Source organism: Peteryoungia ipomoeae, from assembly GCF_004912165.1.
Lineage (GTDB): Bacteria > Pseudomonadota > Alphaproteobacteria > Rhizobiales > Rhizobiaceae > Allorhizobium > Allorhizobium ipomoeae.
Map to the genome: position 1 here is coordinate 760,772 of NZ_STGV01000001.1, position 24,862 is coordinate 785,633.

The 24,862-nt window shown below is 59.9% G+C and carries 23 protein-coding genes and 5 tRNA genes; 16 read left to right on the forward strand and 12 right to left on the reverse strand.

Annotation, left to right across the window (positions count from 1 at the left end; all coding sequences use genetic code 11):
- Nucleotides 1–12: 12 nt before the first annotated feature.
- The 4 genes from FAA97_RS03625 (at nt 13) to FAA97_RS03640 (ending at nt 4,298) form a co-directional block, all read left to right on the forward strand.
- Entirely contained in the window at nt 13–1,041 is a 1,029-nt protein-coding gene (locus FAA97_RS03625) for an amino acid ABC transporter substrate-binding protein (protein WP_136597150.1), read from the forward strand.
- Nucleotides 1,042–1,143: 102 nt separating this feature from the next.
- Nucleotides 1,144–2,337 (forward strand): amino acid ABC transporter permease, encoded by a 1,194-nt coding sequence (locus FAA97_RS03630; RefSeq protein ID WP_136597151.1) that lies wholly within the window; start codon nt 1,144–1,146, stop codon nt 2,335–2,337.
- Between the two features lie 4 nt (nt 2,338–2,341).
- Nucleotides 2,342–3,511, forward strand: a complete 1,170-nt coding sequence (locus FAA97_RS03635; protein WP_136597152.1) for an amino acid ABC transporter permease — start codon at nt 2,342–2,344, stop codon at nt 3,509–3,511.
- 16 nt (nt 3,512–3,527) lie between these two features.
- Entirely contained in the window at nt 3,528–4,298 is a 771-nt protein-coding gene (locus FAA97_RS03640) for an amino acid ABC transporter ATP-binding protein (RefSeq protein ID WP_136597153.1), read from the forward strand.
- Nucleotides 4,299–4,394: 96 nt separating this feature from the next.
- On the opposite strand, the gene FAA97_RS03645 is transcribed toward FAA97_RS03640, so the two are convergent.
- The 6 genes from FAA97_RS03645 to FAA97_RS03670 form a co-directional block, all read right to left on the reverse strand.
- Nucleotides 4,395–5,123: a nuclease gene (locus FAA97_RS03645; protein ID WP_136597154.1), complete on the reverse strand. Its 729-nt coding sequence runs from the start codon at nt 5,121–5,123 to the stop codon at nt 4,395–4,397.
- A 167-nt stretch (nt 5,124–5,290) separates the two neighbouring features.
- A tRNA-Arg gene (locus FAA97_RS03650) sits at nt 5,291–5,367 on the reverse strand.
- A gap of 39 nt (nt 5,368–5,406) precedes the next feature.
- Nucleotides 5,407–5,712 carry an ETC complex I subunit gene (locus tag FAA97_RS03655; RefSeq protein ID WP_136597155.1) on the reverse strand — a complete coding sequence of 102 codons (306 nt, stop codon included), beginning with the start codon at nt 5,710–5,712 and terminating at the stop codon, nt 5,407–5,409.
- An 87-nt stretch (nt 5,713–5,799) separates the two neighbouring features.
- Nucleotides 5,800–5,876: transfer RNA gene (locus FAA97_RS03660), tRNA-Pro, on the reverse strand.
- Nucleotides 5,877–5,971: 95 nt separating this feature from the next.
- Nucleotides 5,972–6,442 carry a DUF192 domain-containing protein gene (locus tag FAA97_RS03665; RefSeq protein ID WP_246041326.1) on the reverse strand — a complete coding sequence of 157 codons (471 nt, stop codon included), beginning with the start codon at nt 6,440–6,442 and terminating at the stop codon, nt 5,972–5,974.
- A 40-nt stretch (nt 6,443–6,482) separates the two neighbouring features.
- A complete protein-coding gene (locus tag FAA97_RS03670) occupies nt 6,483–7,061 on the reverse strand; it encodes a cold-shock protein (RefSeq protein ID WP_136597157.1) in 579 nt (192 codons plus the stop codon).
- Between the two features lie 185 nt (nt 7,062–7,246).
- Between FAA97_RS03670 and gloA the strand changes: the two genes are divergently transcribed.
- The 5 genes from gloA to FAA97_RS03695 all read left to right on the forward strand — a co-directional run bounded on the left by gloA (nt 7,247) and on the right by FAA97_RS03695 (nt 9,390).
- A complete protein-coding gene (gene gloA / locus FAA97_RS03675; protein WP_136597158.1) occupies nt 7,247–7,687 on the forward strand; it encodes a lactoylglutathione lyase in 441 nt (146 codons plus the stop codon).
- Between the two features lie 95 nt (nt 7,688–7,782).
- Nucleotides 7,783–8,685, forward strand: a complete 903-nt coding sequence (locus FAA97_RS03680; protein ID WP_136597159.1) for a hypothetical protein — start codon at nt 7,783–7,785, stop codon at nt 8,683–8,685.
- Nucleotides 8,686–8,809: 124 nt separating this feature from the next.
- Nucleotides 8,810–8,884, forward strand: a tRNA-Glu gene (locus FAA97_RS03685).
- A 178-nt stretch (nt 8,885–9,062) separates the two neighbouring features.
- Nucleotides 9,063–9,137 (forward strand) — tRNA-Glu (locus FAA97_RS03690).
- A gap of 178 nt (nt 9,138–9,315) precedes the next feature.
- Nucleotides 9,316–9,390: transfer RNA gene (locus FAA97_RS03695), tRNA-Glu, on the forward strand.
- A 22-nt stretch (nt 9,391–9,412) separates the two neighbouring features.
- Here the strand turns inward: FAA97_RS03695 and recJ are convergent.
- The 5 genes from recJ to FAA97_RS03720 form a co-directional block, all read right to left on the reverse strand.
- Complete coding sequence (gene recJ, locus FAA97_RS03700; protein WP_136597160.1) at nt 9,413–11,227, reverse strand: single-stranded-DNA-specific exonuclease RecJ; 1,815 nt, start codon at nt 11,225–11,227, stop codon at nt 9,413–9,415.
- A 136-nt stretch (nt 11,228–11,363) separates the two neighbouring features.
- Nucleotides 11,364–11,564, reverse strand: coding sequence for a hypothetical protein (locus tag FAA97_RS03705; protein WP_136597161.1), 201 nt, complete (start codon nt 11,562–11,564; stop codon nt 11,364–11,366).
- A 103-nt stretch (nt 11,565–11,667) separates the two neighbouring features.
- Nucleotides 11,668–12,987 (reverse strand): homoserine dehydrogenase, encoded by a 1,320-nt coding sequence (locus tag FAA97_RS03710; RefSeq protein ID WP_136597162.1) that lies wholly within the window; start codon nt 12,985–12,987, stop codon nt 11,668–11,670.
- A 64-nt stretch (nt 12,988–13,051) separates the two neighbouring features.
- The gene (locus FAA97_RS03715; protein WP_136597163.1) at nt 13,052–14,272 is read right to left on the reverse strand and encodes an LL-diaminopimelate aminotransferase; all 1,221 of its coding nucleotides are present in this window, start codon (nt 14,270–14,272) and stop codon (nt 13,052–13,054) included.
- A 228-nt stretch (nt 14,273–14,500) separates the two neighbouring features.
- A complete protein-coding gene (locus FAA97_RS03720; protein WP_136597164.1) occupies nt 14,501–14,788 on the reverse strand; it encodes a hypothetical protein in 288 nt (95 codons plus the stop codon).
- 264 nt (nt 14,789–15,052) lie between these two features.
- On the opposite strand from FAA97_RS03720, the gene phaC reads away from it, so the two are divergent.
- From phaC to FAA97_RS03755, 7 genes are all read left to right on the forward strand, one after another.
- Nucleotides 15,053–16,885, forward strand: a complete 1,833-nt coding sequence (gene phaC, locus FAA97_RS03725) for a class I poly(R)-hydroxyalkanoic acid synthase (RefSeq protein ID WP_136597165.1) — start codon at nt 15,053–15,055, stop codon at nt 16,883–16,885.
- A 13-nt stretch (nt 16,886–16,898) separates the two neighbouring features.
- On the forward strand, nt 16,899–17,639 hold the full coding sequence (gene sfsA / locus FAA97_RS03730; RefSeq protein WP_136597166.1) for a DNA/RNA nuclease SfsA: 741 nt from the start codon (nt 16,899–16,901) through the stop codon (nt 17,637–17,639).
- A gap of 12 nt (nt 17,640–17,651) precedes the next feature.
- Nucleotides 17,652–18,479 carry a type I methionyl aminopeptidase gene (gene map / locus FAA97_RS03735; protein ID WP_136597167.1) on the forward strand — a complete coding sequence of 276 codons (828 nt, stop codon included), beginning with the start codon at nt 17,652–17,654 and terminating at the stop codon, nt 18,477–18,479.
- Nucleotides 18,480–18,609: 130 nt separating this feature from the next.
- Nucleotides 18,610–19,473, forward strand: coding sequence for a RadC family protein (radC, locus tag FAA97_RS03740; RefSeq protein ID WP_206109948.1), 864 nt, complete (start codon nt 18,610–18,612; stop codon nt 19,471–19,473).
- 134 nt (nt 19,474–19,607) lie between these two features.
- On the forward strand, nt 19,608–21,032 hold the full coding sequence (sthA, locus tag FAA97_RS03745; protein ID WP_136597168.1) for a Si-specific NAD(P)(+) transhydrogenase: 1,425 nt from the start codon (nt 19,608–19,610) through the stop codon (nt 21,030–21,032).
- A 126-nt stretch (nt 21,033–21,158) separates the two neighbouring features.
- Nucleotides 21,159–22,379 carry an MFS transporter gene (locus FAA97_RS03750; RefSeq protein WP_136597169.1) on the forward strand — a complete coding sequence of 407 codons (1,221 nt, stop codon included), beginning with the start codon at nt 21,159–21,161 and terminating at the stop codon, nt 22,377–22,379.
- A gap of 145 nt (nt 22,380–22,524) precedes the next feature.
- Nucleotides 22,525–23,544, forward strand: coding sequence for an LLM class flavin-dependent oxidoreductase (locus tag FAA97_RS03755; protein ID WP_136597170.1), 1,020 nt, complete (start codon nt 22,525–22,527; stop codon nt 23,542–23,544).
- Nucleotides 23,545–23,593: 49 nt separating this feature from the next.
- On the opposite strand, the gene FAA97_RS03760 is transcribed toward FAA97_RS03755, so the two are convergent.
- Nucleotides 23,594–24,838: an MFS transporter gene (locus tag FAA97_RS03760; protein WP_136597171.1), complete on the reverse strand. Its 1,245-nt coding sequence runs from the start codon at nt 24,836–24,838 to the stop codon at nt 23,594–23,596.
- Nucleotides 24,839–24,862: the final 24 nt, after the last annotated feature.

Below are 24,862 nucleotides of genomic sequence, written 5' to 3' on the forward strand. Positions count from 1 at the left end.
GTTGGGAAGAAAATGAACAACAAGTTCCTGTCAGTCGCAATCGGCGCTGCCGTTTTGGGATTTGGCGCATCGGCTGCGAGCGCTGCGACGCTCGACGACGTCAAGGCCAAGGGTTTCGTCCAGTGCGGCGTGAACACGGGTCTTGCAGGCTTTGCAGCTCCTGATGCAGCCGGCAACTGGACCGGCTTCGACGTTGATTACTGCAAGGCCGTCGCGGCAGCCGTTTTCGGCGATGCGACCAAGGTCAAGTACACGCCGACCACCGCCCAGAACCGTTTTACCGCCCTTCAGTCGGGTGAAGTCGACCTTTTGGCTCGTAACACCACCTGGACCATCAGCCGCGACACGTCGCTCGGCTTCAACTTCCGTTACGTAAACTATTATGACGGCCAGGGCTTCATGGTCCCGAAGTCCCTTAACGTAAAGTCGGCTCTTGAGCTCTCCGGCGCTGCTGTCTGCGTACAGTCCGGCACAACGACGGAACTTAACCTCGCGGATTATTTCAAGTCCAACAAGCTGGAATACAACCCGGTCGTCTTCGAAAAGCTCGAAGAAGTGAACGCCGCCTACCAGGCGGGCCGTTGCGACGTCTACACGACCGACCAGTCCGGCCTCTATGCTACCCGTCTTGCTCTGTCCAACCCGGACGAGCACGTCATTCTGCCGGAAATCATCTCGAAGGAGCCGCTCGGTCCGGCCGTTCGCCAGGGTGACGACCAGTGGTTCGACATCGTTACCTGGGCCGGCTACGCGCTGGTACAGGCCGAAGAATTCGGCATCACCCAGGCCAACATCGACGAGATCAAGGGCAGCTCCGAAAACCCTGACGTGAAGCGCTTCCTCGGCACCGAAGCCGACACCAAGATCGGTACCGACCTCGGTCTGACCAATGAGTGGGCCTACAACGTCATCAAGGGCGTCGGCAACTATGGCGAAGTCTTTGAGCGCAATATCGGCGAAGGCAGCCCGCTGAAGATCGCGCGTGGCCTCAACGCTCTCTGGAGCAAGGGCGGCCTGCAGTACGCTCCGCCGGTTCGTTGATCGGCTGACAGACGACAGCGAGGCGGCTTCGGCCGCCTCGTTCATCTTGACTGAAAAAAAACAAAACAACAGGCCCATGAGGGGCCGCGGGGACACACTAGAATGGCAGATCAATCGGCTGTCGCGCCTTCTGGCAGCGCTTCGATACAATCACTCGTATACGATCCCAAGGTCCGCGGGATCTTTTTCCAGATCCTGACGCTCATCATCGTGGTCCTTGTCGGTTTCTGGATCGTCCAGAACACCACCGAGAACCTTGCGCGCTCCGGCACAGCATCGGGCTACGGCTTTCTCAACGGGCGTGCGGGCTTCGACATTGGCCAGTCGCTGATTTACTACACCAATGACTCGACCTACGGCCGTGCAATCCTCGTCGGCTTCCTCAACACAATCCTGATCGCGGTGCTCGGCATCTTCACTGCCACCATCATCGGCTTTGCCGTGGGTATAGGTCGGCTGTCGCACAACTGGCTCATCGCGAAGATCTGCACGATCTATGTCGAAGTGTTCCGCAACATTCCCGTCCTGCTGATCATCTTTTTCTTCTACAAGGCGGTCATCGACACCCTTCCGCAGGTGCGCGATTCCATTGCCCTGCCCTTCAGCATATTCCTCAACAATCGCGGCCTCACGATGCCAAAACCCATCTGGGGTGAAACCGCCTGGGTCGTGCCTGTCGCTCTTCTCCTAGCAGTTATCCTGACCGTCATCGTTGCGCGCTGGGCGAAGAAGAGGCAGATGGCGACTGGGCAGCAATTTCGCACCGGCTGGACCGGCCTGGGGCTAATTGTCGGCATTCCGCTCGTCGCTTTCCTTGCGGCCGGATCACCCTTGAGCTTCGACATCCCCGAGGCCAGCCGCTTCAACATCCGTGGTGGCGCGGCGGTCCTGCCGGAATTTGTTGCCATCTATCTCGCGCTTTCGATCTACACGGCCTCCTTCATTGCCGAAGTGATCCGTGCCGGCATCAAGGCCGTGCCGAAAGGGCAGTCTGAGGCATCCGCCGCACTCGGCCTTCAGCCGTCGACCACGACACGCCTCGTGATCGTGCCGCAGGCCATGCGCATCATCATTCCGCCGCTGACAAGCCAGTACCTGAACCTGACGAAAAACTCGTCGCTGGGCGTCGCCGTTGGCTTTCCCGAACTGTTTTCGACGACGAGCACGACGCTGAACCAGACCGGACAGGCGGTCGAGGCGATCTCGATCATGCTGTCGGTCTATCTTGCTATCAGCATAGCCACCTCGATGTTCATGAACTGGTTCAACGCCAAGATGGCCCTGGTGGAGAGATAAGATCATGAATGACACCACCACTTCCACCAACCTTGCCTATGTCCGTTCAGCCATGCTGGACCCGAAGCCAGCCCCCACCAGCTCAAGTTCCGTAATTGGCTGGGTGCAGGCAAACCTACTCGCGACGCCACGCGACATCCTTCTTACAATCCTTGGCGTGCTTCTGCTTTTCTGGATGCTGCCTGGGATTATTGACTGGCTTTTCATCAATGCCGTCTGGACTGGCAGCGATCGCAGCGTCTGCGCCACCGTTGCGCAGGGGGGCATTCAACCGGACGGCTGGTCTGGCGCGTGCTGGGCCTTTGTCGGAGACCGCATCGAACAATTCATGTTCGGGCGTTATCCGCTTGATGAACGCTGGCGGCCTATGCTCGTGATGCTGGTCTTCGCGGCGCTGTTGGTGCCGATGCTGATTCCCAAGGCCCCTGCCAAAGGGCTCAATGCACTGGTACTCTTCGTGATCTTTCCGATCGCCGCATACTTCCTGCTGCACGGCGACGTCTTCGGTCTCGAGCGCGTCGAAACACCGCTCTGGGGCGGCCTGATGGTCACACTGATCCTCTCCTTTGTCGGCATCGCCGTCTCGCTGCCGATCGGTATTCTCCTTGCTCTTGGCCGCCGGTCGCATCTGCCTGTCATTCGCATGCTTTGCGTCGGCTTCATCGAGATCATCCGCGGCGTGCCACTGATCAGCGTTCTCTTCATGGCGAACGTGATGCTGCCGCTGTTTCTGCCCACGGGCTGGACGATCGACAATTTCCTGCGTGCATTGGTCGGCGTCGCGCTGTTTGCCTCTGCTTACATGGCCGAAGTCGTGCGCGGTGGCCTGCAGGCAATTCCAAAGGGACAGTCGGAAGGTGCCGATTCACTGGGTCTCAGCTACTGGCAGAAGATCAGACTGATCATCATGCCGCAGGCGCTGAAGCTGGTTATCCCGGGTATCGTCAACACCTTTATCGGCCTCTTCAAGGATACGTCTCTTGTGTCGATCATCGGCATGTTCGATCTGCTCGGGATCGTGCGCTTGAACTTTACCGATACAACCTGGATCACGCCCGTCACACCGCTGACAGGCCTCATTTTCGCTGGTGTCATTTTCTGGATCTTCTGTTTTGGAATGTCGCGTTATTCGGCATTCATGGAGCGCCATCTTGATACCGGACACACACGATAAACGACGGGAGCAACCCATGGCTCAGCCCAACACAATCACCCCTGCCGCATCAGCCAATGCCGCGGTTCAACTTATCCAGATGAACAAGTGGTACGGCGATTTTCACGTGCTGCGCGACATTGACTTGACCGTCAACAAAGGCGAGCGGATCGTCATCGCCGGTCCGTCCGGTTCGGGCAAGTCTACGATGATCCGCTGCATCAACCGGCTGGAAGAACATCAGTCCGGCCGGATCATTGTCGACAATATCGAGCTGACGAACGATCTGAAGAAGATCGATGAAGTCCGGCGTGAAGTCGGCATGGTCTTCCAGCACTTCAACCTTTTTCCGCATCTGACGATCCTGGAAAACTGCACGCTGGCGCCAATCTGGGTGCGCAAGATGCCGAAGAAGGAAGCCGAGGCCATTGCCATGCACTTCCTGGAACGCGTCAAGATTCCGGAACAGGCCAACAAATACCCCGGACAACTTTCAGGCGGACAGCAGCAGCGCGTTGCGATTGCGCGCGCGCTCTGCATGAAGCCGAAGATCATGCTCTTCGACGAGCCGACATCGGCCCTCGACCCGGAGATGGTCAAGGAAGTGCTGGACACCATGGTTGGCCTTGCCGAAGAGGGCATGACCATGCTTTGCGTGACGCACGAAATGGGCTTCGCCCGTCAGGTTGCCGACCGCGTGATCTTCATGGACCAGGGGCAGATTGTTGAGCAGAACGCCCCGGCGGAATTCTTCGACAATCCGCAACATGAGCGCACCAAGCTGTTCCTCAGCCAGATCCTGCACTGAAATTGCACTGTCACACAGAAAAGCCCGCTGGTCGTTTGACCGGCGGGCTTTTCTGTATGGGCCCTAAACGCTTGTGATCAGAGAGCGAAGCCTGGCTTAGCGGCACCAAATGTCGGCTTTGACCGCGCGCGGCTTTGCAAGACCTTCTGAGACAAGCATGGACCCCAGTGATCGCCCATTCCGCGTCGCAACCCGCAAGGCGCTACTGCCGGCTGCGGCCGCTCCGCCGAGCGGCTCCAGATCAAACCGGCCGGCGTTGAGCAGGGCGCGCAGTCTGACCTTCGAGGCAAACCCGACTTGCCGCTCCTGGGCGCAGCCCGCATCATCAATACGCGGCGCCACGACATCGGCGAGAACATAGCGTTTCTTCTTGTACCAGAAACTGTCTCCACTGGTGACGCACATATCGAGCCCGGATGTCCCGCAGAAATAGAAGGGTCCGGAGGCGCCGGCAAGCGCCGTCCCCGCGGAGGACTCTGCTGTCGCCTTGGGCTTCGGTGCGGCCAAGGCGGCGGAGGTGCCCGGCACGGGTTTCGGCGGAACAGGCGCGCGGGCCACACCGGTTTCCTTGGGCTGGGTATCGCGTTTGCGCGTCGATTGCGCAGTCTCCGACGCCTGGTCCCGTGTTTCTCGCCGCTGCTCGAAGCCATAAGGCTTCAGCGTTCGCAGCACGGCATCCCTGTTCTCGTAGAGCCCGATCCCGCCTGCGACGAGGCCGAGCAAAACCAGCCAGGACGTCATGCCCTGCCCGCTTGCGCGCGCGGAAGATCGGCTCGACTTGCGACGCTTGTTGGGAGCTCGACGGCTGGATGCGGCAGATGACATGGTTAACCTCTCGTTAGCGCCATTATCAGGACCAAGGGTTTCCAAATGGTTGGCATGCCCGCGTCATCGCACAGAGATTTTCAGCGCAATGACAGACGCCACGCAAACGCAAGGCAACCGACCCGGTCGGTCGCACCTACAAAAGAAACAAGGACTTAAATGGGGAATGGCGATCCCTGTAGGGCTCGAACCTACGACCTAGTGCTTAGAAGGCACTTGCTCTATCCAGCTGAGCTAAGGGACCGGATCAGCCTGTTCCGAGCCCGGAACCGGCGAGAGAGCGTTAGTGTGTCCAGGGCTGCAGGCGGCTGTAGCGGAAATTGTCCGTGTAGGACACAACCTGGCGCTTGGCTTCCTTCGGCAGGATCACGCGGTAGTCGATGTTCTCGCGCTTGGCGTAAGCCTCGGCCTGTTCCAAGGTATCGAACAGCAGCTTGACCTGCTGGCGGGTGTCGGCGGAGGTCGTGTAACCCATCATCGGATCGATACGCCGTGGCACGGCCTGGTCGAACTCGAGAACCCACAGATGGGTCTTGGCTTTGCCGGACTGCATGGCGGTTTTTGCCGGGCGGTAGATCTTTGCAGACATGACACTCATCCGTCTTGAAGCCAATGACGGCGAGGCAGCCCGCCGCCCTTCCTCACCTTTGCCCCAAGGGCCAAGGTTTTTCATCGCTGGTCGGAGTGGAGAGATTCGAACTCCCGACCCTCTGGTCCCAAACCAGATGCGCTACCAGACTGCGCTACACTCCGCTCCAGCGATGAGTGTGGGGATACACGGTTCCCTCTCGCCCTGCAACAGCAAAAACCGTGTTTTCTCCAGTTGATTTCACAGAATAATTCAGCAGTCAGGGTTTGGCGTCTGTCGCATAGTCCAAGGGCAGGACCAATCTCGCGCCTTCGGCAATGCCAAGCTCGGAAGCACGCCCGGCACGAATCTCCAGCACATAGCGCACAGGAACGCCTGAACCGACGATGTCGCGGGAGAAGGGAACTGTCCGCTCTGCAACACGCACGACGCGCCCCTCCTCATCGATAAACACCATGTCGAGCGACAGGATGGTGTTTTCCATCCACATGGTCACCATGCGGGTTACGCCGAAATCGAAAAGCATTCCCTCATCATCGGCCAATCGCTCCCGACCCATCAGCCCGCGGGCGCGCTGGTCGGCAGTCAAAGCCCATTCGACGTCGAGGCTGACGATTTCGCCAGTCGTTAGCGTCATCTGAAGGCGCCCCTTGTCGAACACCACATCGGCCGCCGAGCGCATTGGGAGAAGCCAGGACGCGGCTGCAGCCAAACACAGAAAAAGCGCCACCAGGGCGCTTCCTCTAAATGTCTTCAAAAACACCATGCTCTTAGTGCGCCCGAAGTGCCGGACCCGGATTGTCCGGATGGATTTCGGCGGCCATCAGCCCTTTGTCGCCGGGTCCGAAGCGGACCAGAACGGTCTGGCCCGGACGCAACTCCGTCAGACCAAAACGGCGCAAAGTTTCCATGTGCACGAAGATGTCTTCAGTGCCCTCGCCGCGCGTCAGGAAGCCGAAGCCCTTGGTGCGATTAAACCATTTGACCAAGACCCGCTCAAGCCCGCTTGTCGGGGTTACCTGAACATGCGTCCGCATCGGCGGCATCTGGGAAGGATGCACCGCAGTCGACTGGTCCATGGAAAGAATGCGAAAGGCCTGATATCCGCGATCGCGTCTCTGGATCAGCGCGACGATGCGCGTGCCCTCGAGGATCGTCTGATAGCCATCTCGGCGCAGGCACGTGACATGGAGAAGGACATCTTGCATACCGTTATCGGGTACGATGAAGCCAAAACCCTTGGCGACATCAAACCACTTGACCACACCGGTAATCTCCAGCAGGTCAACGGCTTCGCCGGACACTTCCTCGAATCCACCGAGCCCCTTCGATGATATTCTGTCCGCCATTCCCCAAGCCCCTCGAATACGCGTCACATTTGCTTAGTTAACTGATTCCTTGAGATTCAGATTAACATTTGCTTAATGCGGTTGCGCAAGCCCTTGTTTCACATTTCACCAGGTGCTTTTGCCCGCACAGCCTTGCTCGAAACTGTCGCCGGCCCCATATCCGTCACGCCATAGGAGAACTTGCAATGCGCTACTTACATACGATGGTCCGCGTGAAGGACCTGGATGCCTCCCTGCACTTCTACTGCGAGCTTTTCGGACTGACGGAAATTCGCCGAATCGAGAATGAAAAGGGACGCTTTACGCTGGTCTTCCTTGCTGCAGCCGAGGACGCCGATCGAGCCAAGGGAGATATGGCGCCATGCCTGGAGCTCACCTACAATTGGGACACCGAGGATTATACGGGCGGACGCAATTTCGGCCATCTCGCCTATGAGGTCGATGATATCTATGCCATTTGCCAGAAGCTGATGGACAACGGCGTCACCATCAACCGTCCGCCGCGCGACGGGCACATGGCTTTTGTCCGCTCTCCCGACGGAATCTCGATCGAGATCCTGCAAAAGGGGGAGAGCTTGGCAGCACAGGAACCCTGGGCTTCGATGCAGAATACCGGCGCCTGGTAATCCGCCTCGCGCAAGTTTGCGCCGCTAATCTCGCATGGATACGGGAGGGCGAAGTTCGCCCTCCTCCCTCAAACGGGAATCCGAGCGAGACCGCCATGACGACTGTCCCTCCTTACGACCTGCCCTCGGGCTTCGCCGCAGTTTTGGTTGCCTGCCTCGCTCTTTCCGGCTGCCAGACGAATCCCGTTGACCTATTGACGGTGGACGCAACGTCCGATCCTGCCACACCCTCCCCGGAGGTGCTGCAAAACGGGACGTACCGCGACCCTATGGTCTCGGTGCAGGGCAAGACAGGTGCACAACCGTCCGGCGCGCTTCCGTTGAGAGAATCAGCATCACCTCGCCTCACCGGCCACAGCAGGCCCATGGCCGCCGCCCACACCGAAATCGCGGAGCCACCGCCAGAGGTTCTGGCGCAACTGCAGGGCACGCAGCAGACGCTGGGTGCAGCCGCACCGATAGCCGCAGATCTTGGTGAGCTCACGATGCAGCCCACAGGGGTTCGCGCTGGGTCAAACAGCATTTTTGCCGCCGGTCAGGGGGCCGCAACCGCACCTCCCTCGGAGACCACGGTTAGCGGGTCCAGTCTTCTGCCCGCAGAATTGCCGAGGGTCGGCGTCCAGGCGACCAGCAAAAGCCTGTTCAGCCCGACAGTTGCGGCCAATCAGAACGAGCAGCCTGCACCGGCGCCAGCGGCGACTCGACCAATTGCTTCGCCAACGGTGGATGATGAAGCGCCGGTCTTGCGCAAGCTGTCGGATCCGCGTCCGAAGCGCAAGATTTTAGCCCTTCGCGAGCCGCCTGTGGCGCCAGCAGAAGCGGTCGAGATAACGGAGGCGCAGCTGGTTGCTCTTGATGCAGTCCCGGAAACAGAGAGTGAGATAGCCGGACCGACAGATCAGGGCCCAGCGCCAGCAACAAAAAAGGCCTGGCTTCCTTCACTCTCAAAGCTTCTATCCGGCGGCAAGAAGAGCGCTGCGCAGCCCGCATCCCCCTGATATCAAGGCGGATGACCGGTGTTCACCCGCACCAGATTGGCAAAGCGCATTTTGCGGGAAAAATTGAAAATTCACGCTTGCAGCCCCCGCTTAGTCTGACTATAAGGGCGCCACCGAAGCGCACGCGCCCTTCGTCTATCGGTTAGGACACCAGATTTTCATTCTGGGAAGAGGGGTTCGACTCCCCTAGGGCGTGCCACTTCGATCTTTTCTCCTCAGTCATGAAAATTTACCCGTCATCGCCTAAGGCTTTGGTGCTGCTTGCCTTTTTCGCAGACTGCGAATTCCTCGCGACTGTGAAAAAACTGTCGTATTTTCTGCGCACCCCTCTTGCGTCGCCCCCTGCTTTTGGTCATAAGGGCGTCACCGAAGCGCACGCGCCCTTCGTCTATCGGTTAGGACACCAGATTTTCATTCTGGGAAGAGGGGTTCGACTCCCCTAGGGCGTGCCACTTCGGATGTCTCCAGACAGTGTGGATAAGAGTTGGCTGCCTTTAGGCAAGCCTCTGCATTTCCTTGTTTTTCCCTGTCGTGGGAATCATTTCGCCCTGTGGAAAAACCTTCGAAATCCAGTGGAAACTGCTTGCATCACTCCAGGGATTTGGTCATAAGGGCGCCACCGAAGCGCACGCGCCCTTCGTCTATCGGTTAGGACACCAGATTTTCATTCTGGGAAGAGGGGTTCGACTCCCCTAGGGCGTGCCACTTCGATCTTTCCCTGACATCATCATGCGATCAGCTTGGTTCCCGCAGCATCGAGCACGCGAAACTGCACCCGGCGATTGCCCTGCCAGTGGTCGGCGCTGAGATTGCCGGCCACATGGACCTGGTTGCCTTTGTTCGCCACCAGGAACCGGCCGAGATCGGTTTCGGCGGCGCGGAAGGCGATGCCGTCGAGCCTGCTGCCATCCATGCCTTCAAGCGTAATCTTGATGTGAGTCGTACCAACCGGGCGGACATCGCGCAAACGGTGCAGCGGCACGGCAAACACAGGCTGCGGATGACCAGACCCATACGGCCCAGCTGCCTCCAGCTGGTCCACAAGTGCCAGTGTTGCGCCCGAAGCGCCAATTGCACCATCGACCTTGAGCGTCTGGTTCGCCGCAAGCGCAGCCACCTGCGACGCGGCCTGTTCGTCGAAGAAGTGACGCAACCGGCCCAGGTTTGATCGATCCACTGTCAGGCCTGCCGCCATCGCATGTCCACCACCCTTGACGAGAAGCCCTTCGTCAACAGCCGCGCGGACCATGCGCCCCAGATCGAACCCGTTGATCGACCGGCCTGAGCCTGTGCCCTTGCCCAACGGATCGAAGGCAATTGCGAAGGCGGGCCGCTTGAATTTTTCCTTCAGCCGGGCAGCCAGAAGACCGACGATGCCCGGATGCCACTGCTCCTTGGCCGTCACAATCACAGCTGCAGTTTCGCCGGTCCCGTACTCCGCCATCGCTTCGGCTTCTGCTTCCGCCAGCATGACGGCCTCCATAGCCTGGCGCTCGCGATTGAGCTCATCCAGCTTGGCGGCAATTGCGTCGGCCTCAGCGGTATCATCAAGCGTCAAAAGACGGCTCCCAAGGGCGGCATCGCCAATCCGTCCACCGGCATTGATTCTCGGCCCAACCAGAAAGCCAAAATGATACGGTGTGACTGGCCCACCAATTCCAGCGATGCGCAGAAGTGCAGCAAGCCCGGCATTGTTCTGGTGGCGAGCGGCAATCAGACCTTTCGTTACGTATGCGCGATTGAGGCCCTTAAGCGGCACCACGTCGCAAACCGTTGCCAGCGCGACGAGATCAAGCCAACCGAGCAGATCGAGAGACCGTGCAAATGGATGCCCCTTGTCACGCAGCAGACGCAGTGTCGCGACAAGCACCATGAACACCACGCCGGCGGCGCACAAATGCCCCTGCCCCGACAGATCGTCCTCGCGATTCGGATTGACCAGCGCATGGCAGGTCGGCATCGCGTGACCCATCTGGTGGTGGTCGATGATCACGACATCAGTCCCACGGCGCTCGGCAGCGCCCAGCGCCTCGATACTGGTCGAGCCACAGTCAACCGTGATCAGGAGTTCGGCACCGCGCTCGATCAACTGGTCGATCGCAGCCGCATTCGGTCCATACCCTTCAAAGATGCGGTCCGGGATGTAGATCTCCGCCTCAAGTCCGAAATGCGCCAGGAAGCGATGCATCAGCGCGGAAGAGGCCGCGCCATCGACATCGTAGTCGCCAAAAATCGCGACCCTTTGCTTCCGTTCAATGGCCTCTGCGATCCGAAGAGCTGCAGCATCACAATCGGTCAGCTTGGAAGGGTCGGGCATCAAGCCACGAATGGTCGGATCGAGAAATGAGGAAGCTTCATCGACACCGACACCGCGGCCGGCCAGCACGCGCGCCACCAGCTCCGGGATCGCGTGCAGCTGACTCATCGCCAGCGCTCGGTTTTCGCCGGCCTGGTCAGTGCGCGACACCCAGCGCTGACCGCTCGCAGAAAGTTCGACGCCGAGGAATGCTCGGTCTACAGGGTCTACCGGTTGGGTTGGCATGGATACCTTCCGGACGGATTTCGGCAGCCGTCCTCAATCGATCACGACTTGTCGACGGCGTACAAGCCACCGCCAGAACCTCTTCTATACGGATCGACGCGAAGATGGCCAGAGGCCTCTTGGTATCTTCAGGATTTCAACGGAATAGCCAGGCAACCAGTGCGAACGGCAAAGCCATGACCATGATGACCGTTCCCAAACCGAGCCAGCTGGTCGAACCGCTGGCGTCAATATCGTCCGCGACCGAGGAAAGACAATCTGGCGATTGCGAGTCGGTCGGGCCATCCAGCTCGCCCGACATGCGGGCAAAGGTGAACCGTGTCGCAGTGCATATCACTTCGGACCCCCTCCCAAGAATCCAAATGATGCTGCAATACTACTCGGAGTTTCGCCATTTGGCGAGGTTCGCCCTGTCGAAAACGATAGGCAAACCTGTTGGCTCAGCTCTTTGGTCTCTCGATGCGGATAACCTGCGGTTCTCCGATCAAATACCCCTCGCCCTTGATCGCCGACACGGCCTTGCGCACCGCACTCTCCATCGTCGCATGCGTCACCAGGATGATCGTCTGCTGCTGGCCCGGAACTGCGGCATCCTTGGCGTGCTGAACGATTGATTCGAGTGAAATCGCGTTCTCGGCCATCCGGGTTGCGATGCTGGCAAACACGCCGGTGCGATCCTGCACGGTCAGCCGGATGAAATAGCCACCCTCGTGGCTCTGCATCTCCGCCTGACGATAGGGCTCAAGCAGATGGGCGGGGCGACCGAGCACCGGAACCTTCTGTGCACCGGGGCGGCTCTTGGCAATATCCGTGATATCGCCAAGAACAGCCGATGCCGTGGCGTTGCCACCGGCGCCAGGGCCGACCATCAGCAGTTCACCGAGGATATCCGATTCCAGCGCCACAGCATTGGTCACGCCGTCCACCTGCGCGATAACGGAATCATGCGGCACCATGGTCGGGTGAACGCGCTGCTCTATGCCGCTTTCGGTTTTCTGAGCAACGCCCAGGAGCTTGATGCGATAGCCGAGATCGGCGGCAGCGTTGATGTCTTCGATCGAGATATTCGTGATGCCCTCCAGATAGATCTGGTCGGCCGCAATCTCGCAGCCGAAGGCAAGCGTGGTCAGGATCGACAGCTTGTGGGCCGTGTCATTGCCTTCGATATCAAAGCTCGGATCGGCTTCGGCATATCCCAGCCGCTGCGCTTCAGCGAGGCAATCCTTGAAGGATAGGCCTTCCCGCTCCATCCGCGTCAGGATGTAATTGCAGGTGCCGTTCATGATACCATAGATGCGCGAGAAGTTGTTGCCGGTCAGGGACTCGCGCAGGGTCTTGATGACCGGGATGCCGCCGGCAACCGCCGCTTCATAGTTCAAAAGCCGGCTTTTTTCCTCGGCAAGCTTGGCGAGCTCGACGCCATGACGGGCAAGCAGCGCCTTGTTGGCTGTCACCACATGCAGGCCGCGGCTGAGCGCTGCGCGCACGGAAGCCTCGGCTGCCCCTTCGGCGCCGCCAACCAACTCGACAAAGACATCGATATCGGCCTCGTTAGCCAGCTCGACCGGATCGTCGAACCAGGCGATCCCCTCCATGGCGAAGCCGCGATCTCTTGTCTTGTCGCGGGCGGAGACCGCGGCAACCGTAATCGGTCGCCCGCAGGCAACGGTCAGCGCGCTGGCGCGCTGCTCAAGGATACGGACAAGCGAAGCGCCGACGGTCCCAAGACCCGCCACGCCGATTTTAAGGGCATCAGCCATAAGGCATTCCTGAAGTTTGTCTGGAGTTTGAAGCGGCCCCGGAACCAGGGCCGCCCTGATTACCTCAACGATGGGCGTTGAGGGAAATCACGTTGTGAAGCGTGTCGTCGGCAGAGGACAGGAACTTCTTGATGTTGCGTGCAGCCTGACGGATGCGGTGCTCGTTCTCGACCAGGGCCAGACGAACGTATTCATCGCCCATCTCGCCAAATCCGATGCCCGGTGCGACGGCCACGTCGGCCTTTTCGACCAGGAGCTTGGAGAATTCGAGCGATCCGAGATGGCGGAATTTTTCCGGAATTTTCGCCCAGGCGAACATGGTTGCATCCGGCGGCGGCACGTCAAAGCCGGCTTTGCCGAAGCTCTCAACCATCACATCGCGACGGCGCTTGTAGACGTTGCGCACCTCGGCGATATCAGAACCGTCGCCATTCAAGGCATGCGTCGCGGCAACCTGGATCGGCGTGAAGGCACCGTAGTCGAGATAGGATTTGACGCGGGTCAGCGCGGCAATCAGGCGCTCATTGCCGACGGCAAAGCCCATGCGCCAGCCCGGCATGGAGAATGTCTTCGACATCGACGTGAACTCGACGGCGACATCCATGGCGCCCGGCACCTCAAGTACGGACGGTGGCGGGTTCTTCTCGTCGAAATAGATTTCGGAATAGGCAAGATCCGACAATACGATGATGTCGTGCTTCTTTGCGAAGGCAATGACGTCCTTGTAGAAGTCGAGGCTCGCCACCCGCGCCGTCGGATTGGACGGATAATTGATGATCAGCGCCAACGGCTTGGGGATCGAATGACGCACGGCCCGCTCGAGCGGTGGGAAGAATGTCTCATCCGGCTCGATCGGGATCGAGCGGATCACGCCACCCGTCATCAGGAAGCCGAAGGCGTGGATCGGATAAGTCGGATTCGGGCAAAGGATCACGTCGCCAGGCGCGGTGATCGCCTGTGCCATGTTGGCAAAGCCCTCCTTGGAGCCAAGTGTCGCGACAACCTGCGTATCCGGATTCAGTTTTACGTTAAACCGCCGCGCATAGTAGGCGGCCTGAGCACGTCGCAGGCCGGGAATGCCCTTGGACGAGGAATAGCGGTGGGTGCGCGGATCCTGGACCACTTCGCAGAGCTTGTCGACGATCGCCTGGGGGGTCGGCAAATCGGGATTGCCCATGCCCAGATCGATAATGTCGGCGCCACCGGCTCGCGCGCTGGCTTTCAGACGGTTGACCTGTTCGAAAACATAGGGCGGCAGCCGCCGAACTTTGTGAAACTCTTCCATCTTCAACCCCTGAAACTGCACGAAAACTGTTCGCCGCAGGCGGGTTCGTTTTTGACCAGTGATCACGCGCTCCGCAACGAACCGCAGAACCGAAGCAGCGCCAGTTTATGCCTCATGAGACAATGCGATCAAATCTTGTCTTCAATCCGCCAGCAGAGACAAAGGACGACAGGAAATGACACTCATCAGCCTCGCTGCTTTGCGAAAATTTCCCGCCAAGCGCAAGCGTTAATTGGCAATCGCCTTCTGTGTGTCGGCACCATGCTGGGCTGCGAGCTTTCTGAGCTCGACAAGCCGGCTCTGATACTGCGCTTCCGTGATGGCACCAGACTGGCGCGCGGTCGATAACGCCGTCAACTGCTGCTGCAGGGCGGCGGCTTCCTCATTGCCCATCTGGACACTCGCCGCCGACAGGTTGCCGGAGAAGTTTGGATATCCATCCCGGGAGGTCGGCTGCACCTTTGGCGCTTCCGGCTGGCTCTCGTCTTCGACACTCACTTCGAGTGCTGTTGACATGGGATTTGGGGCAGTTGGCGCGGACTGGCAACCGGCGAGCGTCAAAGCGCTTGCGGTCAAGACCATCAGGGTGAACCGGCTACGGTCCAATTGAAACAAAATGCTTTTCACGTCAGCCTCGGCAATCCGCTGGGTCGCGGCACATATCATGCGCACAGAGACTAAGGTTGGTCAAAGTTCCTGGCGCCAATCGCTGGAACTTGTAGTCGTTTTCGGGCAGGATAGGCAAACATAAAAGACAATGAGAACCGTCTGGGGGAGGTCATGGACAGCACGCGCGATTCCACCGGGAGCGGCACGGCTTTCGATCCAAAGATGGTCGAACCCTATATCATCAAGGATCCTCAATCGCTCGCGGTCAACACTGCACGCGCTCTGGAAAATCTGGGCAAAGCAGCGTCAGGTTGGCTGAAACCGCGAGAAAGCGGCGAGATTGTCGATCCTGTCAGCGAACCCATGGCGGAACTCACGCGGACCATGGGCAAGGTTGCCGAGTACTGGATGTCGGACCCCAAGCGGACGCTGGAGGCACAGACCCATCTCTTGAACGGGGTGTTCGGTGTGTGGTCGAGATCACTCGCGCGATTCGCATCTCCTGACGAGGCAGTTGCCGACAGCTTGCCGACCGACAAGCGGTTTTCCGACGAGGATTGGCAGCGCAACCCTTTCTTTGATTTTCTCCGCCAGACATATGTTGTTCTGTCGCAATGGGCGGAAAAAATGGTCGACGAAGCCGACGGTCTGGACGACCACACGCGTCACAAGGCCTCGTTCTACATGCGACAGCTGACAGCAGCGCTTTCGCCGGCCAACTTCGTCGCGACCAACCCCCAGCTCTACCGGGAAACGGTGGCCAGTAACGGGGCCAATCTCGTCAAGGGTATGCAGATGCTCGCCGAGGATATCGCCGCCGGCGGCGGCGACCTGCGCATTCGCCAGACCGACACAAGCAAGTTTGCCGTTGGCGAAAACATGGCCGTCACGCCGGGCAAGGTGATTGCCCAGAGCGATCTCTGCGAGATCATTCAGTATGAGGCAGCAACCGAAACGGTTTTGAAGAGCCCGCTCCTGATTTGTCCGCCCTGGATCAACAAGTTCTACATTCTCGATCTCAACCCGCAGAAAAGCTTCATAAAATGGTGCACCGAACAGGGGCACACCGTGTTCGTGATTTCCTGGGTGAACCCTGACGAACGGCATGCCGACAAGGATTGGGAAGCCTATATTCGCGAGGGCGTGGACTTTGCTCTCGACACCATCGAAAAGGCGACGGGCGAAACAGAGGTCAACGCCATTGGCTATTGCGTCGGCGGCACCCTGCTTGCTGCAGCACTCGCACTGCACGCACAAGAAGAGCGAACCCGAATCGCCAGCGCTACCCTTTTCACCACGCAAGTCGACTTCACCTTTGCCGGCGACCTCAAAGTGTTTGTCGATGAAGAACAGCTCTCGTCGCTTGAAGCCCGCATGAAAGACAGCGGCTACCTCGACGGCTCCAAGATGGCGGCGGCCTTCAACATGCTCCGAGCCTCCGAGCTGATCTGGCCCTATTTCGTCAACAATTACCTGAAGGGCCAGGATCCCATGCCCTTCGATCTGCTCTTCTGGAATTCCGATTCGACCCGCATGGCGGCAGCGAACCACTCTTTCTATCTGCGTAATTGCTACCTCAACAACACGCTGGCCAAAGGGCAGATGCAGCTTGCGGGAAAGACCCTCTCGCTAAAGGACGTGACAATCCCGATCTACAATCTCGCGACGCGCGAGGATCACATTGCACCGGCCAAATCGGTCTTTGTCGGCAGCAGCCTGTTTGGCGGCCCGGTGGACTACGTGCTGTCGGGGTCAGGCCACATTGCCGGCGTCGTCAATCCGCCGGACAAAAAGAAGTACCAATTCTGGACCAATGGCGCGCCGGTTGGCAGCTATGAGGACTGGCTTTCCGACGCAAAGGAAACGGCGGGATCATGGTGGCCGCACTGGCAGGCCTGGATCGAGGCGCTTGACGACAGGCGAGTTCCCGCCCGCAAACCTGGTGGTGGCGCCTTGAACGCAATTGCGGATGCACCAGGCTCCTACGTCATGGCCAGGGTCTGAGAAGGCATTCGATTTGCAGTTCTCACCTCCCCTTGTGCCGGCAATTCTGGTCCGCCGTTACAAGCGATTTCTCTTCGATGCGGTTTTGGACGATGGGAGCGAGATCACCGGCTTTTGCCCCAATACCGGCTCCATGCTGGGGCTCACGACACCCGGCGCCCGCATCTGGCTCTCCGATCATTTGGGGTCAGCGCGCAAATATCGCTATGCCTTCGAGCTGATCGAGGTTGATGGCACCGTCGTCGGCGTTCATGCCGCCCTTGCCAACCGCCTGGCCGAGGAAGCGATCGTCGGCGGCCTGGTCGAGGATCTCTCGAGCTATCCGGTTTTGCGGCGCGAACAGCGCTATGGTGCCAAGTCGCGGATCGATTTCCTGCTCTCAAACCCTGAGCGGCCGGACGCCTATGTCGAGGTGAAGAACGTGCATTTCACCCGGCAATCGGGTGTGGCCGAGTTCCCGGACACAGTGACGGCGCGCGGGGCTCGCCATTTGCAGGAGCTTGCCGAGATTGCCGCATCCGGTCGACGGGCGATCATGCTTTATGTCGTGCAGCGCGACGACTGTAACCGCCTGCGGCTTTGCGGCGATCTCGATCCCGGTTATGCTTTCGCTTTCGCCGCTGCGGTTCGTGCCGGCATGGAGGCCTATGCGGTGGCCTGCCGCGTGTCCGCCGATCAAATCACCCCGATCCGTCGCATTGCGGTGGACGACCCTGCCCTTGCTGGACTAGAAGCAGCGCGACGATACCTTTGACGGAAAAATGCGATGGTAACCTATATCGATGCTGCTTCGGCACCCTTGAAGAATACCGGCGCGATCAGGCTCTATGGTGCTGAGGATTTCGAAGGCATGCGCCGCGCCTGCCAGCTGACGGCGCGCTGTCTCGATGCTCTGGTCGAGATCGTCCAACCCGGCGTGACCACGGCAGCCATCGATCGCTTCGTTTTCGAATACGGAATGGATCACGGTGCTCTCCCGGCAACACTGAACTATCGCGGCTACAAATATTCCGTCTGCACGTCGATCAACCATGTTGTCTGTCACGGCATGCCGGAAGACAAACCGCTGCGCGAAGGCGATATCGTCAATATAGACGTGACCTTTCTGCTCGATGGCTGGCATGGCGATTCGAGCCGCATGTATCCGGTCGGCCAGATCAAACGCGCGGCAGAGCGGCTGATGGAAGTCACGCATGAATGCCTGATGCGCGGCATTGCTGCGGTGCGCCCGGGCGCCCGGACCGGCGCGATCGGCGAAGCCATCCAGACCTTCGCGGAAGCCGAGCGTTGCTCGGTCGTCCGCGATTTCTGCGGCCACGGCGTTGGGCGGCTTTTCCACGACAGCCCGAACATCCTCCACTACGGCAAAGCGACTGAAGGTCCGGAGATCCGTGAGGGCATGATCTTCACGATCGAGCCGATGATCAATCTGGGCAAGCCCCATGTGAAGGTCCTGTCTGACGGCTGGACGGCGGTCACGCGCGATCGTTCGCTCACGGCGCAATACGAACACACAGTCGGCGTCACGGCGACGGGCTGCGAAATCTTCACGCTTTCGCCCGCTGGCCTCGACGCACCGGGCCTTACCCGCTGACAACACCCTCCCATAGGCCACGATGGAAAATCACCGCAACTTGAACTTGCGTTGATGCCATTGCGTGGCACTATGCCCTCGGTAGCGCCTGTAGCACAGATGCAACCGCATTGGCCGGCAGGGATGACACATGGTGAAACCGACACTCTTCAATGGTCCGGATCGGGTGGGCGATAGCGGACTGTTTTCCGGCGCCGATCTGCAAGCGCCGGAAGGGCCGGAAGCCGATGAACGACTGTTCTTCGCCGAGAGACCGACAAAGACCCCTCGCCCCTCCGGCGCGTCACAGGGCGAACCGTCCCCCAAACCGGCCGCGCAAGCCGGGGCGCATTATCACGGCCACCGCGACCGATTGCGGGCCCGCTTCAAGGAGAGCGGTGACAGCGCGCTTGCAGATTATGAGATCCTCGAGCTGCTGCTCTTCCGCCTCATTCCTCGGCGCGATACCAAGCCAGTGGCAAAGGCCCTGCTTGCACGCTTCGGGTCTCTGGCCGGCGTCCTCGGCGCGCCCGCCAATCTGCTGCAGGAGGTGAATGGCATTGGCGAAACGGTCGCACTCGACCTTAAGCTCGTTGCCAATATTGCTCAGCGCATGCTGAAAAGCGAGCTGCGCGAAAAGCATGTTCTGTCCTCCTGGTCGTCGGTGATCGACTACTGCCACGCAGCCATGGCCTATGAGACGACAGAGCAGTTCCGCATCCTCTTCCTCGACAAGCGCAACACCTTGATTGCCGACGAGGTCCAGGGGCGCGGTACGGTGGACCATACGCCTGTCTACCCGCGTGAAGTGGTGAAGCGGGCGCTTGAACTCTCGGCCACAGCCATCATCCTGGTCCACAACCACCCCAGCGGCGATCCCACGCCGTCGCGTGCTGATATCGACATGACACGCACAATTGTGGAAACGGCCAAACCGCTGGGGATTACCGTTCACGACCACATCATCATCGGCAAAGAAGGCCATGCGAGCCTGCGGGGCCTGAAGCTCATTTGAGGGCGGCGAATGAGCCCGACGATTGCGAGGCAAGCAATTCCTCGCAATAACGAAACAGTCAGAATGCTCTGCTAAAATCTCTCCACGAAACCGGCGATTCGTCGGCGCGGGTGAGAATTGCAGAGGTGCCTTGCATGAACATGTATGATCTTGTCGTCATCGGCAGTGGACCCGCGGGACGGCGCGCCGCCATCCAGGCGGCCAAGCTCGACAAGAAGGTTCTTGTCATTGAAAAAGGGACCCGCGTGGGTGGCGTTTCCGTCCACACCGGCACCATTCCCTCCAAGACCCTGCGCGAAACAGCACTGAACCTCACCGGCTGGCGCGAGCGCGGTTTTTATGGCCGCAGCTACCGGGTGAAGCAGGAAATCAACGCTGATGACCTACGCCGTCGCCTGCTGATCACCCTTGATCATGAGGTCGAGGTGCTTGAGCATCAGTTCTCCCGCAATCGCGTGCATCACTTGCGTGGCAAGGCGCATTTCATCGATGCGCATACGATTGAAGTGATCAAGGAGGATGGTGAGGTTCTGCATGTCGGCGCTACCGCCGTACTGCTTGCCGTTGGCACACGTCCCTTCCGCCCCTCGCATATCCCCTTTGATGGCTCAAGCATCATCGACAGCGACGAGATTCTTGAAATCAAGCATCTGCCGCGTTCTCTGGTCGTGATCGGTGCCGGCGTCATCGGGATCGAATACGCGACGATCTTTTCGGCTCTCGACACCGCCGTAACAGTGATCGAACCGCGCGACACGATGCTCGACTTCATCGACAAGGAGATTGTCGAGGATTTCACCTACCAGTTGCGCGACCGCAATATGAAGCTCGTCTTTGGCCAGACCGTGGAAGCGGTCGAGAAGGTCGATGGCAAATGCCGCGTGACCTTGAAGAACGGTCGCGTCATCAGCGCCGAGATGGTCCTCTATGCAGCCGGCCGGGTTGGCGCCGTCGACAGCCTCAATCTTCAAGCAATCGGCCTCGAGGCCGACAATCGCGGCCGTCTAAAGGTCAATCCGGAAACCTTTCAGACGGCGGTGCCGCACATCTATGCCGCGGGCGATGTGGTCGGCTTTCCGTCGCTGGCCTCGACCTCGATGGAACAAGGCCGGATTGCTGCCCGTCACGCAGTCGGCGCGCCGTCGCAGGATCCGCCGCAGTATTTCCCCTATGGCATCTATGCCGTGCCGGAGATCTCCACTTGCGGTCTCACCGAAGAAGAGGTCATCCAGCGCGGCATTCCCTATGAGACTGGCATCGCGCATTTCCGCGAGACCTCGCGCGGCCATATCATGGGTCTCGACAGCGGCATGCTGAAGATGATCTTCTCGTTGAAGACACGCCGCCTTCTGGGCGTCCACATCGTCGGCGAAGGCGCCACGGAACTCGTCCATATTGGCCAGGCCGTGCTGAACCTGAAGGGCACCGTGGAATACTTCGTTGAAAACACCTTCAATTACCCGACACTGGCGGAGGCCTACAAGATTGCGGGTCTTGATGCCTGGAACCGCATGGGCGAGCTGAAGGTGGAGAAGCAGGAGCGCAAGGCGGCAGAGTGAAGGGGCCAATCCAAATCGCCCCGATCGGCGACAAGACGGGCTGACCGTCGCGGCAAATCATGCCAGATTGGGCAATCACCCGCGAAGATAGCTGTCCCCGGCGATTTCATTTGCAAAGTCTGTTTTATGTTCACATCCCTCGGCCATATTGCCGGCCGCCCGCAATTGCTTGTCCTCGCCCTTATGCTGTTTGCGCAAGGGTCCGCCTACGGTTCAACGCTACCTTATTTCTCCGTTACCGCGATCGGCACGCTGGGCATGAGCGATCTCGGCTATTCCCTCCTGCTCTTCGGCAGCTCAATTGCCGCAGTGACCATCAGCGTTTCCCTCGGCATCCTCTCCGACATGATGGGCGACCGACGACAGATCGTGATCGCGCTCGCACTGGCCGGCGTCGCGGGCTATGGCGCAATCTACCTCTTTCCAACGACACTGGTCTTTGTTGTCGCGTCCACGTTTATCGTGCCATTCTTTTACGCCACGAGTTCGCTGCTATTTTCAAGCGCACGGGTGGAAACCGTGCACCTGTCGCCTGTCGATGCCGCGGGCGTCAATGCCAGTTTGCGGGCCTTCGTCTCGGCGGCCTGGGTCATCACGCCGGCGGCACTCGGCCTCACGCTTGGAACGACGGGCAACATGCTGGGAGCCTGGGGGCTTGCCTCCCTCTTTGCCCTGGCGATCTTCCTGGCAGCACTGCTCATCCTTCGCCGCCAGCCAGCCCGACGAGACGGTGATCCGGAGCCGACGCGCTTTCTCACCGCGCTTAGGCAACTCGGGGCACCGGCGATGCTCATCCGCATCGGCGCCATGGCCGCGATGACCGCAACGCTGAGACTGAGCGGTACCGTCTGGCCGCTCATCCTGACAGTCGAGCTCGGCGGCAGCACCCGCGACGTCGGCATGATCGCCAGCCTCACCGCACTGCTCGAAATCCCCTTCATGCTGCTCTGGGCCGCTGCACTCAAGCGCTATCGTATGAACCGCATCATCACGGTGGCCGCGCTCGTCTATGCCGCTTACATGGGCGCACTCGGAATCGCCACCTCACCCTGGCAGATCTATGCCCTGACCCTGCCCGGATCCGCCGCAGCAGCGGCCTTGCTAACGCTGCCGCTTACCTATTTCCAGGAGCTTTTTCCCGGACGACCAGGTCTCGGAACCGCCTTCACCCCGATCGTGTCCTTTCTCGCCAATGCACTGAGTGCTGCAACCTTCGCCATCGGGTCGGCTTTCTTCAGCTATTCGGGCACAGTCTGGCTCGGCGTCGGTCTCTCCATCGTCGGTGTCGCATTGCTCGTGTCGGCGGAGCGGCGACCTGAGGGCCAGCTCGGCAACGAGATCGGTTGACGTTTGGGCTCACAGAGTGAGACAAGACCCTCGTAGTGGATTGACGGTCTCTCGTTTGGAAACAGACTGTCTCCCCAAAACCCCTTCGATTGGGGCGAGGTCGATGCCATCTAAGCGACAATATTCATTTCACGGACCTGACAGCATGAAAAAGATCGGTTTCCTCTCCTTCGGCCATTGGTCGCCATCGCCGCAATCCGGTGCGCGCTCGGCCTCGGACGTCCTTCTCCAATCCATCGACCTCGCGGTCGCAGCCGAAGAACTGGGCGCTGATGGTGCCTATTTTCGGGTGCACCATTTTGCCCGGCAACTGGCGTCGCCCTTCCCGCTTCTGGCGGCGGTCGGCGCGCGCACGTCTAAGATCGAGATTGGCACGGGTGTCATCGACATGCGTTACGAGAACCCGCTTTACATGGCCGAAGATGCGGGTGCCGCCGACCTGATTTCTCGCGGTCGGCTGCAGCTTGGCATCTCGCGCGGGTCGCCCGAGCAGGTCATCGAAGGCTGGCGCTATTTCGGCTATCAGCCGGAAGAGGGCCAAAGCGATGCCGACATGGGCCGCCGGCATGCCGAAGTCTTTCTCGACGTATTGAAGGGCGAAGGCTTCGCTGCGCCCAATCCGCGCCCGATGTTCCCAAACCCGCCCGGTCTCCTGCGGCTTGAACCCCATTCCGAAGGATTGCGTGAGCGCATCTGGTGGGGTGCCGGTTCGAATGCGACCGCCGTCTGGGCCGCCAAGCTCGGTATGAACCTGCAGAGCTCAACGCTGAAGGATGACGAGACCGGCGAAGCCTTCCACATCCAGCAAGCCAAGCAGATCCGCGCTTACCGCGAAGCCTGGCAGGAAGCGGGCCACACGCGGACCCCGCGCGTGTCTGTGAGCCGGTCGATCTTTGCCATCGTCAACGACATGGACCGCGCCTATTTCGGGCAGAGCAAGGACCAGGATTCGGTCGGCTACATCGATGAGAATACGCGGGCAATCTTCGGTCGATCCTATGCCGCAGAACCCGACCGGCTGATCGACGAGTTGAGGCAGGACGAGGCCATCGCTGAGGCCGATACCCTGCTGCTCACCGTGCCCAACCAGCTCGGCGTTGCCTACAATGCGCATGTCATCGAATCGATCCTGAAGCATGTCGCCCCCGGTCTCGGCTGGCGCTGACACCCCTGCAAATCAGAACGGACCGGCATGGCGGCCCGTTTGTTTCGCCTCAGGCCGGGTTGGCCGCCGGGCTTTCTTCGCCGTCTCGCCCTTGCACATTCTGTTTCAACGGTGGCGGGAAAGCCAGGGCCATGGCCGCAGCCGCCAAGCCTACAGCGGCCGAAGCAATATAGAGCCAATAGTAGCTGCCGTAATTATCGAACAGCCAACCGCCGCCGACCGGGCCAAAGGCCATACCGATTGCCGAGGTCATGGTCGCCGCGCCCAAGACCGTGCCCATGACCTTCGCACCGAAGTAATCGCGCGCGAGCACCGCATAAAGCGGCATCACACCGCCATAGACCAAGCCCAGGACGCTCGCCAGCATATAGAAACCAGCGAGTTCGCTGACATGAACATAGGCGTAGATGCCGATTGCCTGCAGGGCAAGGCCAGCAAAAATCACCCGGCGGGCGCCGAAGCGATCGCCCATCACGCCGAACAGCACGCGTCCGAGAAGGCCCGCCGCCCCTTCGACACTATAGATGCTCGCTGCCGCAAGCGGTGTCGCCCCGCAGAGCATGGCATAGCTCACCGTGTGGAAAATCGGCCCGGAATGGGCGGCGCAGCAGAAAAAGAAGGTCATCGCGAGGACCAGGAATTGCGGCGAGCGCAGGGCCGAGGATGCGCCAGACCCGGCAGGCTCCGCGGTGGATGGCGCAGAGGCGCCAGCCGATTGCGCCTCGACATCAGGCGCCTGTCGGATGAAGAGCGAAGCGAGCAGTATGATTGCCACCGCACCCAGGGCGATGCTCAGCATTGCCATACGCCAGCCCAACCATGTGATCATCTGCGTCGCAAAGGGTGTGACCACCATGGGCGCCACGCCGCTGCCCACCGAGACCAGTGATACCGCCAGGCTGCGATGCTTGTCGAACCATCCGACCGTTGCCGCCATGATCGGTGCGAAGAAGGCACCTCCAGCCGCACCGACCAGTCCACCATAAGCAAACTGGAAAACGAAGAGGCTCGTTGCCTGGCTCGCCAGCACAAGGCCCACAGCCATGATCAGCGCAGCGGCCATAACGATGGGCCGCGCACCGATCCTGTCGCTGAGCGTACCCCAGGCAAAGCCTGCGACGCCCATGCTGACGAAGCCGATGGTCATGGCCAGAGATATTCCCGCCCGCGACCAGCCGGTGTCGTCGGCGATCGGCGCAAGGTAGACAGGCAGCGAGAACATCGCCCCCATGGCAACACAGGTAATGACCGCACCAGCGGCGACAACGACCCATCCATAATGTCTGCTGCTCACGATGCCTCTCCAACCGACCAGGAC

Bases quoted from the DNA above. Each gene is read 5' to 3' on its own strand.
- FAA97_RS03625 (WP_136597150.1), top strand. From the start codon at position 13: ATGAACAACAAGTTCCTGTCAGTCGCAATCGGCGCTGCCGTTTTGGGA.
- FAA97_RS03630 (WP_136597151.1), top strand. From the start codon at position 1,144: ATGGCAGATCAATCGGCTGTCGCGCCTTCTGGCAGCGCTTCGATACAA.
- FAA97_RS03635 (WP_136597152.1), top strand. From the start codon at position 2,342: ATGAATGACACCACCACTTCCACCAACCTTGCCTATGTCCGTTCAGCC.
- FAA97_RS03640 (WP_136597153.1), top strand. From the start codon at position 3,528: ATGGCTCAGCCCAACACAATCACCCCTGCCGCATCAGCCAATGCCGCG.
- FAA97_RS03645 (WP_136597154.1), bottom strand. From the start codon at position 5,123: ATGTCATCTGCCGCATCCAGCCGTCGAGCTCCCAACAAGCGTCGCAAG.
- FAA97_RS03655 (WP_136597155.1), bottom strand. From the start codon at position 5,712: ATGTCTGCAAAGATCTACCGCCCGGCAAAAACCGCCATGCAGTCCGGC.
- FAA97_RS03670 (WP_136597157.1), bottom strand. From the start codon at position 7,061: ATGGCGGACAGAATATCATCGAAGGGGCTCGGTGGATTCGAGGAAGTG.
- gloA (WP_136597158.1), top strand. From the start codon at position 7,247: ATGCGCTACTTACATACGATGGTCCGCGTGAAGGACCTGGATGCCTCC.
- FAA97_RS03680 (WP_136597159.1), top strand. From the start codon at position 7,783: ATGACGACTGTCCCTCCTTACGACCTGCCCTCGGGCTTCGCCGCAGTT.
- recJ (WP_136597160.1), bottom strand. From the start codon at position 11,227: ATGCCAACCCAACCGGTAGACCCTGTAGACCGAGCATTCCTCGGCGTC.
- FAA97_RS03710 (WP_136597162.1), bottom strand. From the start codon at position 12,987: ATGGCTGATGCCCTTAAAATCGGCGTGGCGGGTCTTGGGACCGTCGGC.
- FAA97_RS03715 (WP_136597163.1), bottom strand. From the start codon at position 14,272: ATGGAAGAGTTTCACAAAGTTCGGCGGCTGCCGCCCTATGTTTTCGAA.
- FAA97_RS03720 (WP_136597164.1), bottom strand. From the start codon at position 14,788: ATGTCAACAGCACTCGAAGTGAGTGTCGAAGACGAGAGCCAGCCGGAA.
- phaC (WP_136597165.1), top strand. From the start codon at position 15,053: ATGGACAGCACGCGCGATTCCACCGGGAGCGGCACGGCTTTCGATCCA.
- map (WP_136597167.1), top strand. From the start codon at position 17,652: ATGGTAACCTATATCGATGCTGCTTCGGCACCCTTGAAGAATACCGGC.
- radC (WP_206109948.1), top strand. From the start codon at position 18,610: ATGGTGAAACCGACACTCTTCAATGGTCCGGATCGGGTGGGCGATAGC.
- sthA (WP_136597168.1), top strand. From the start codon at position 19,608: ATGAACATGTATGATCTTGTCGTCATCGGCAGTGGACCCGCGGGACGG.
- FAA97_RS03750 (WP_136597169.1), top strand. From the start codon at position 21,159: ATGTTCACATCCCTCGGCCATATTGCCGGCCGCCCGCAATTGCTTGTC.
- FAA97_RS03755 (WP_136597170.1), top strand. From the start codon at position 22,525: ATGAAAAAGATCGGTTTCCTCTCCTTCGGCCATTGGTCGCCATCGCCG.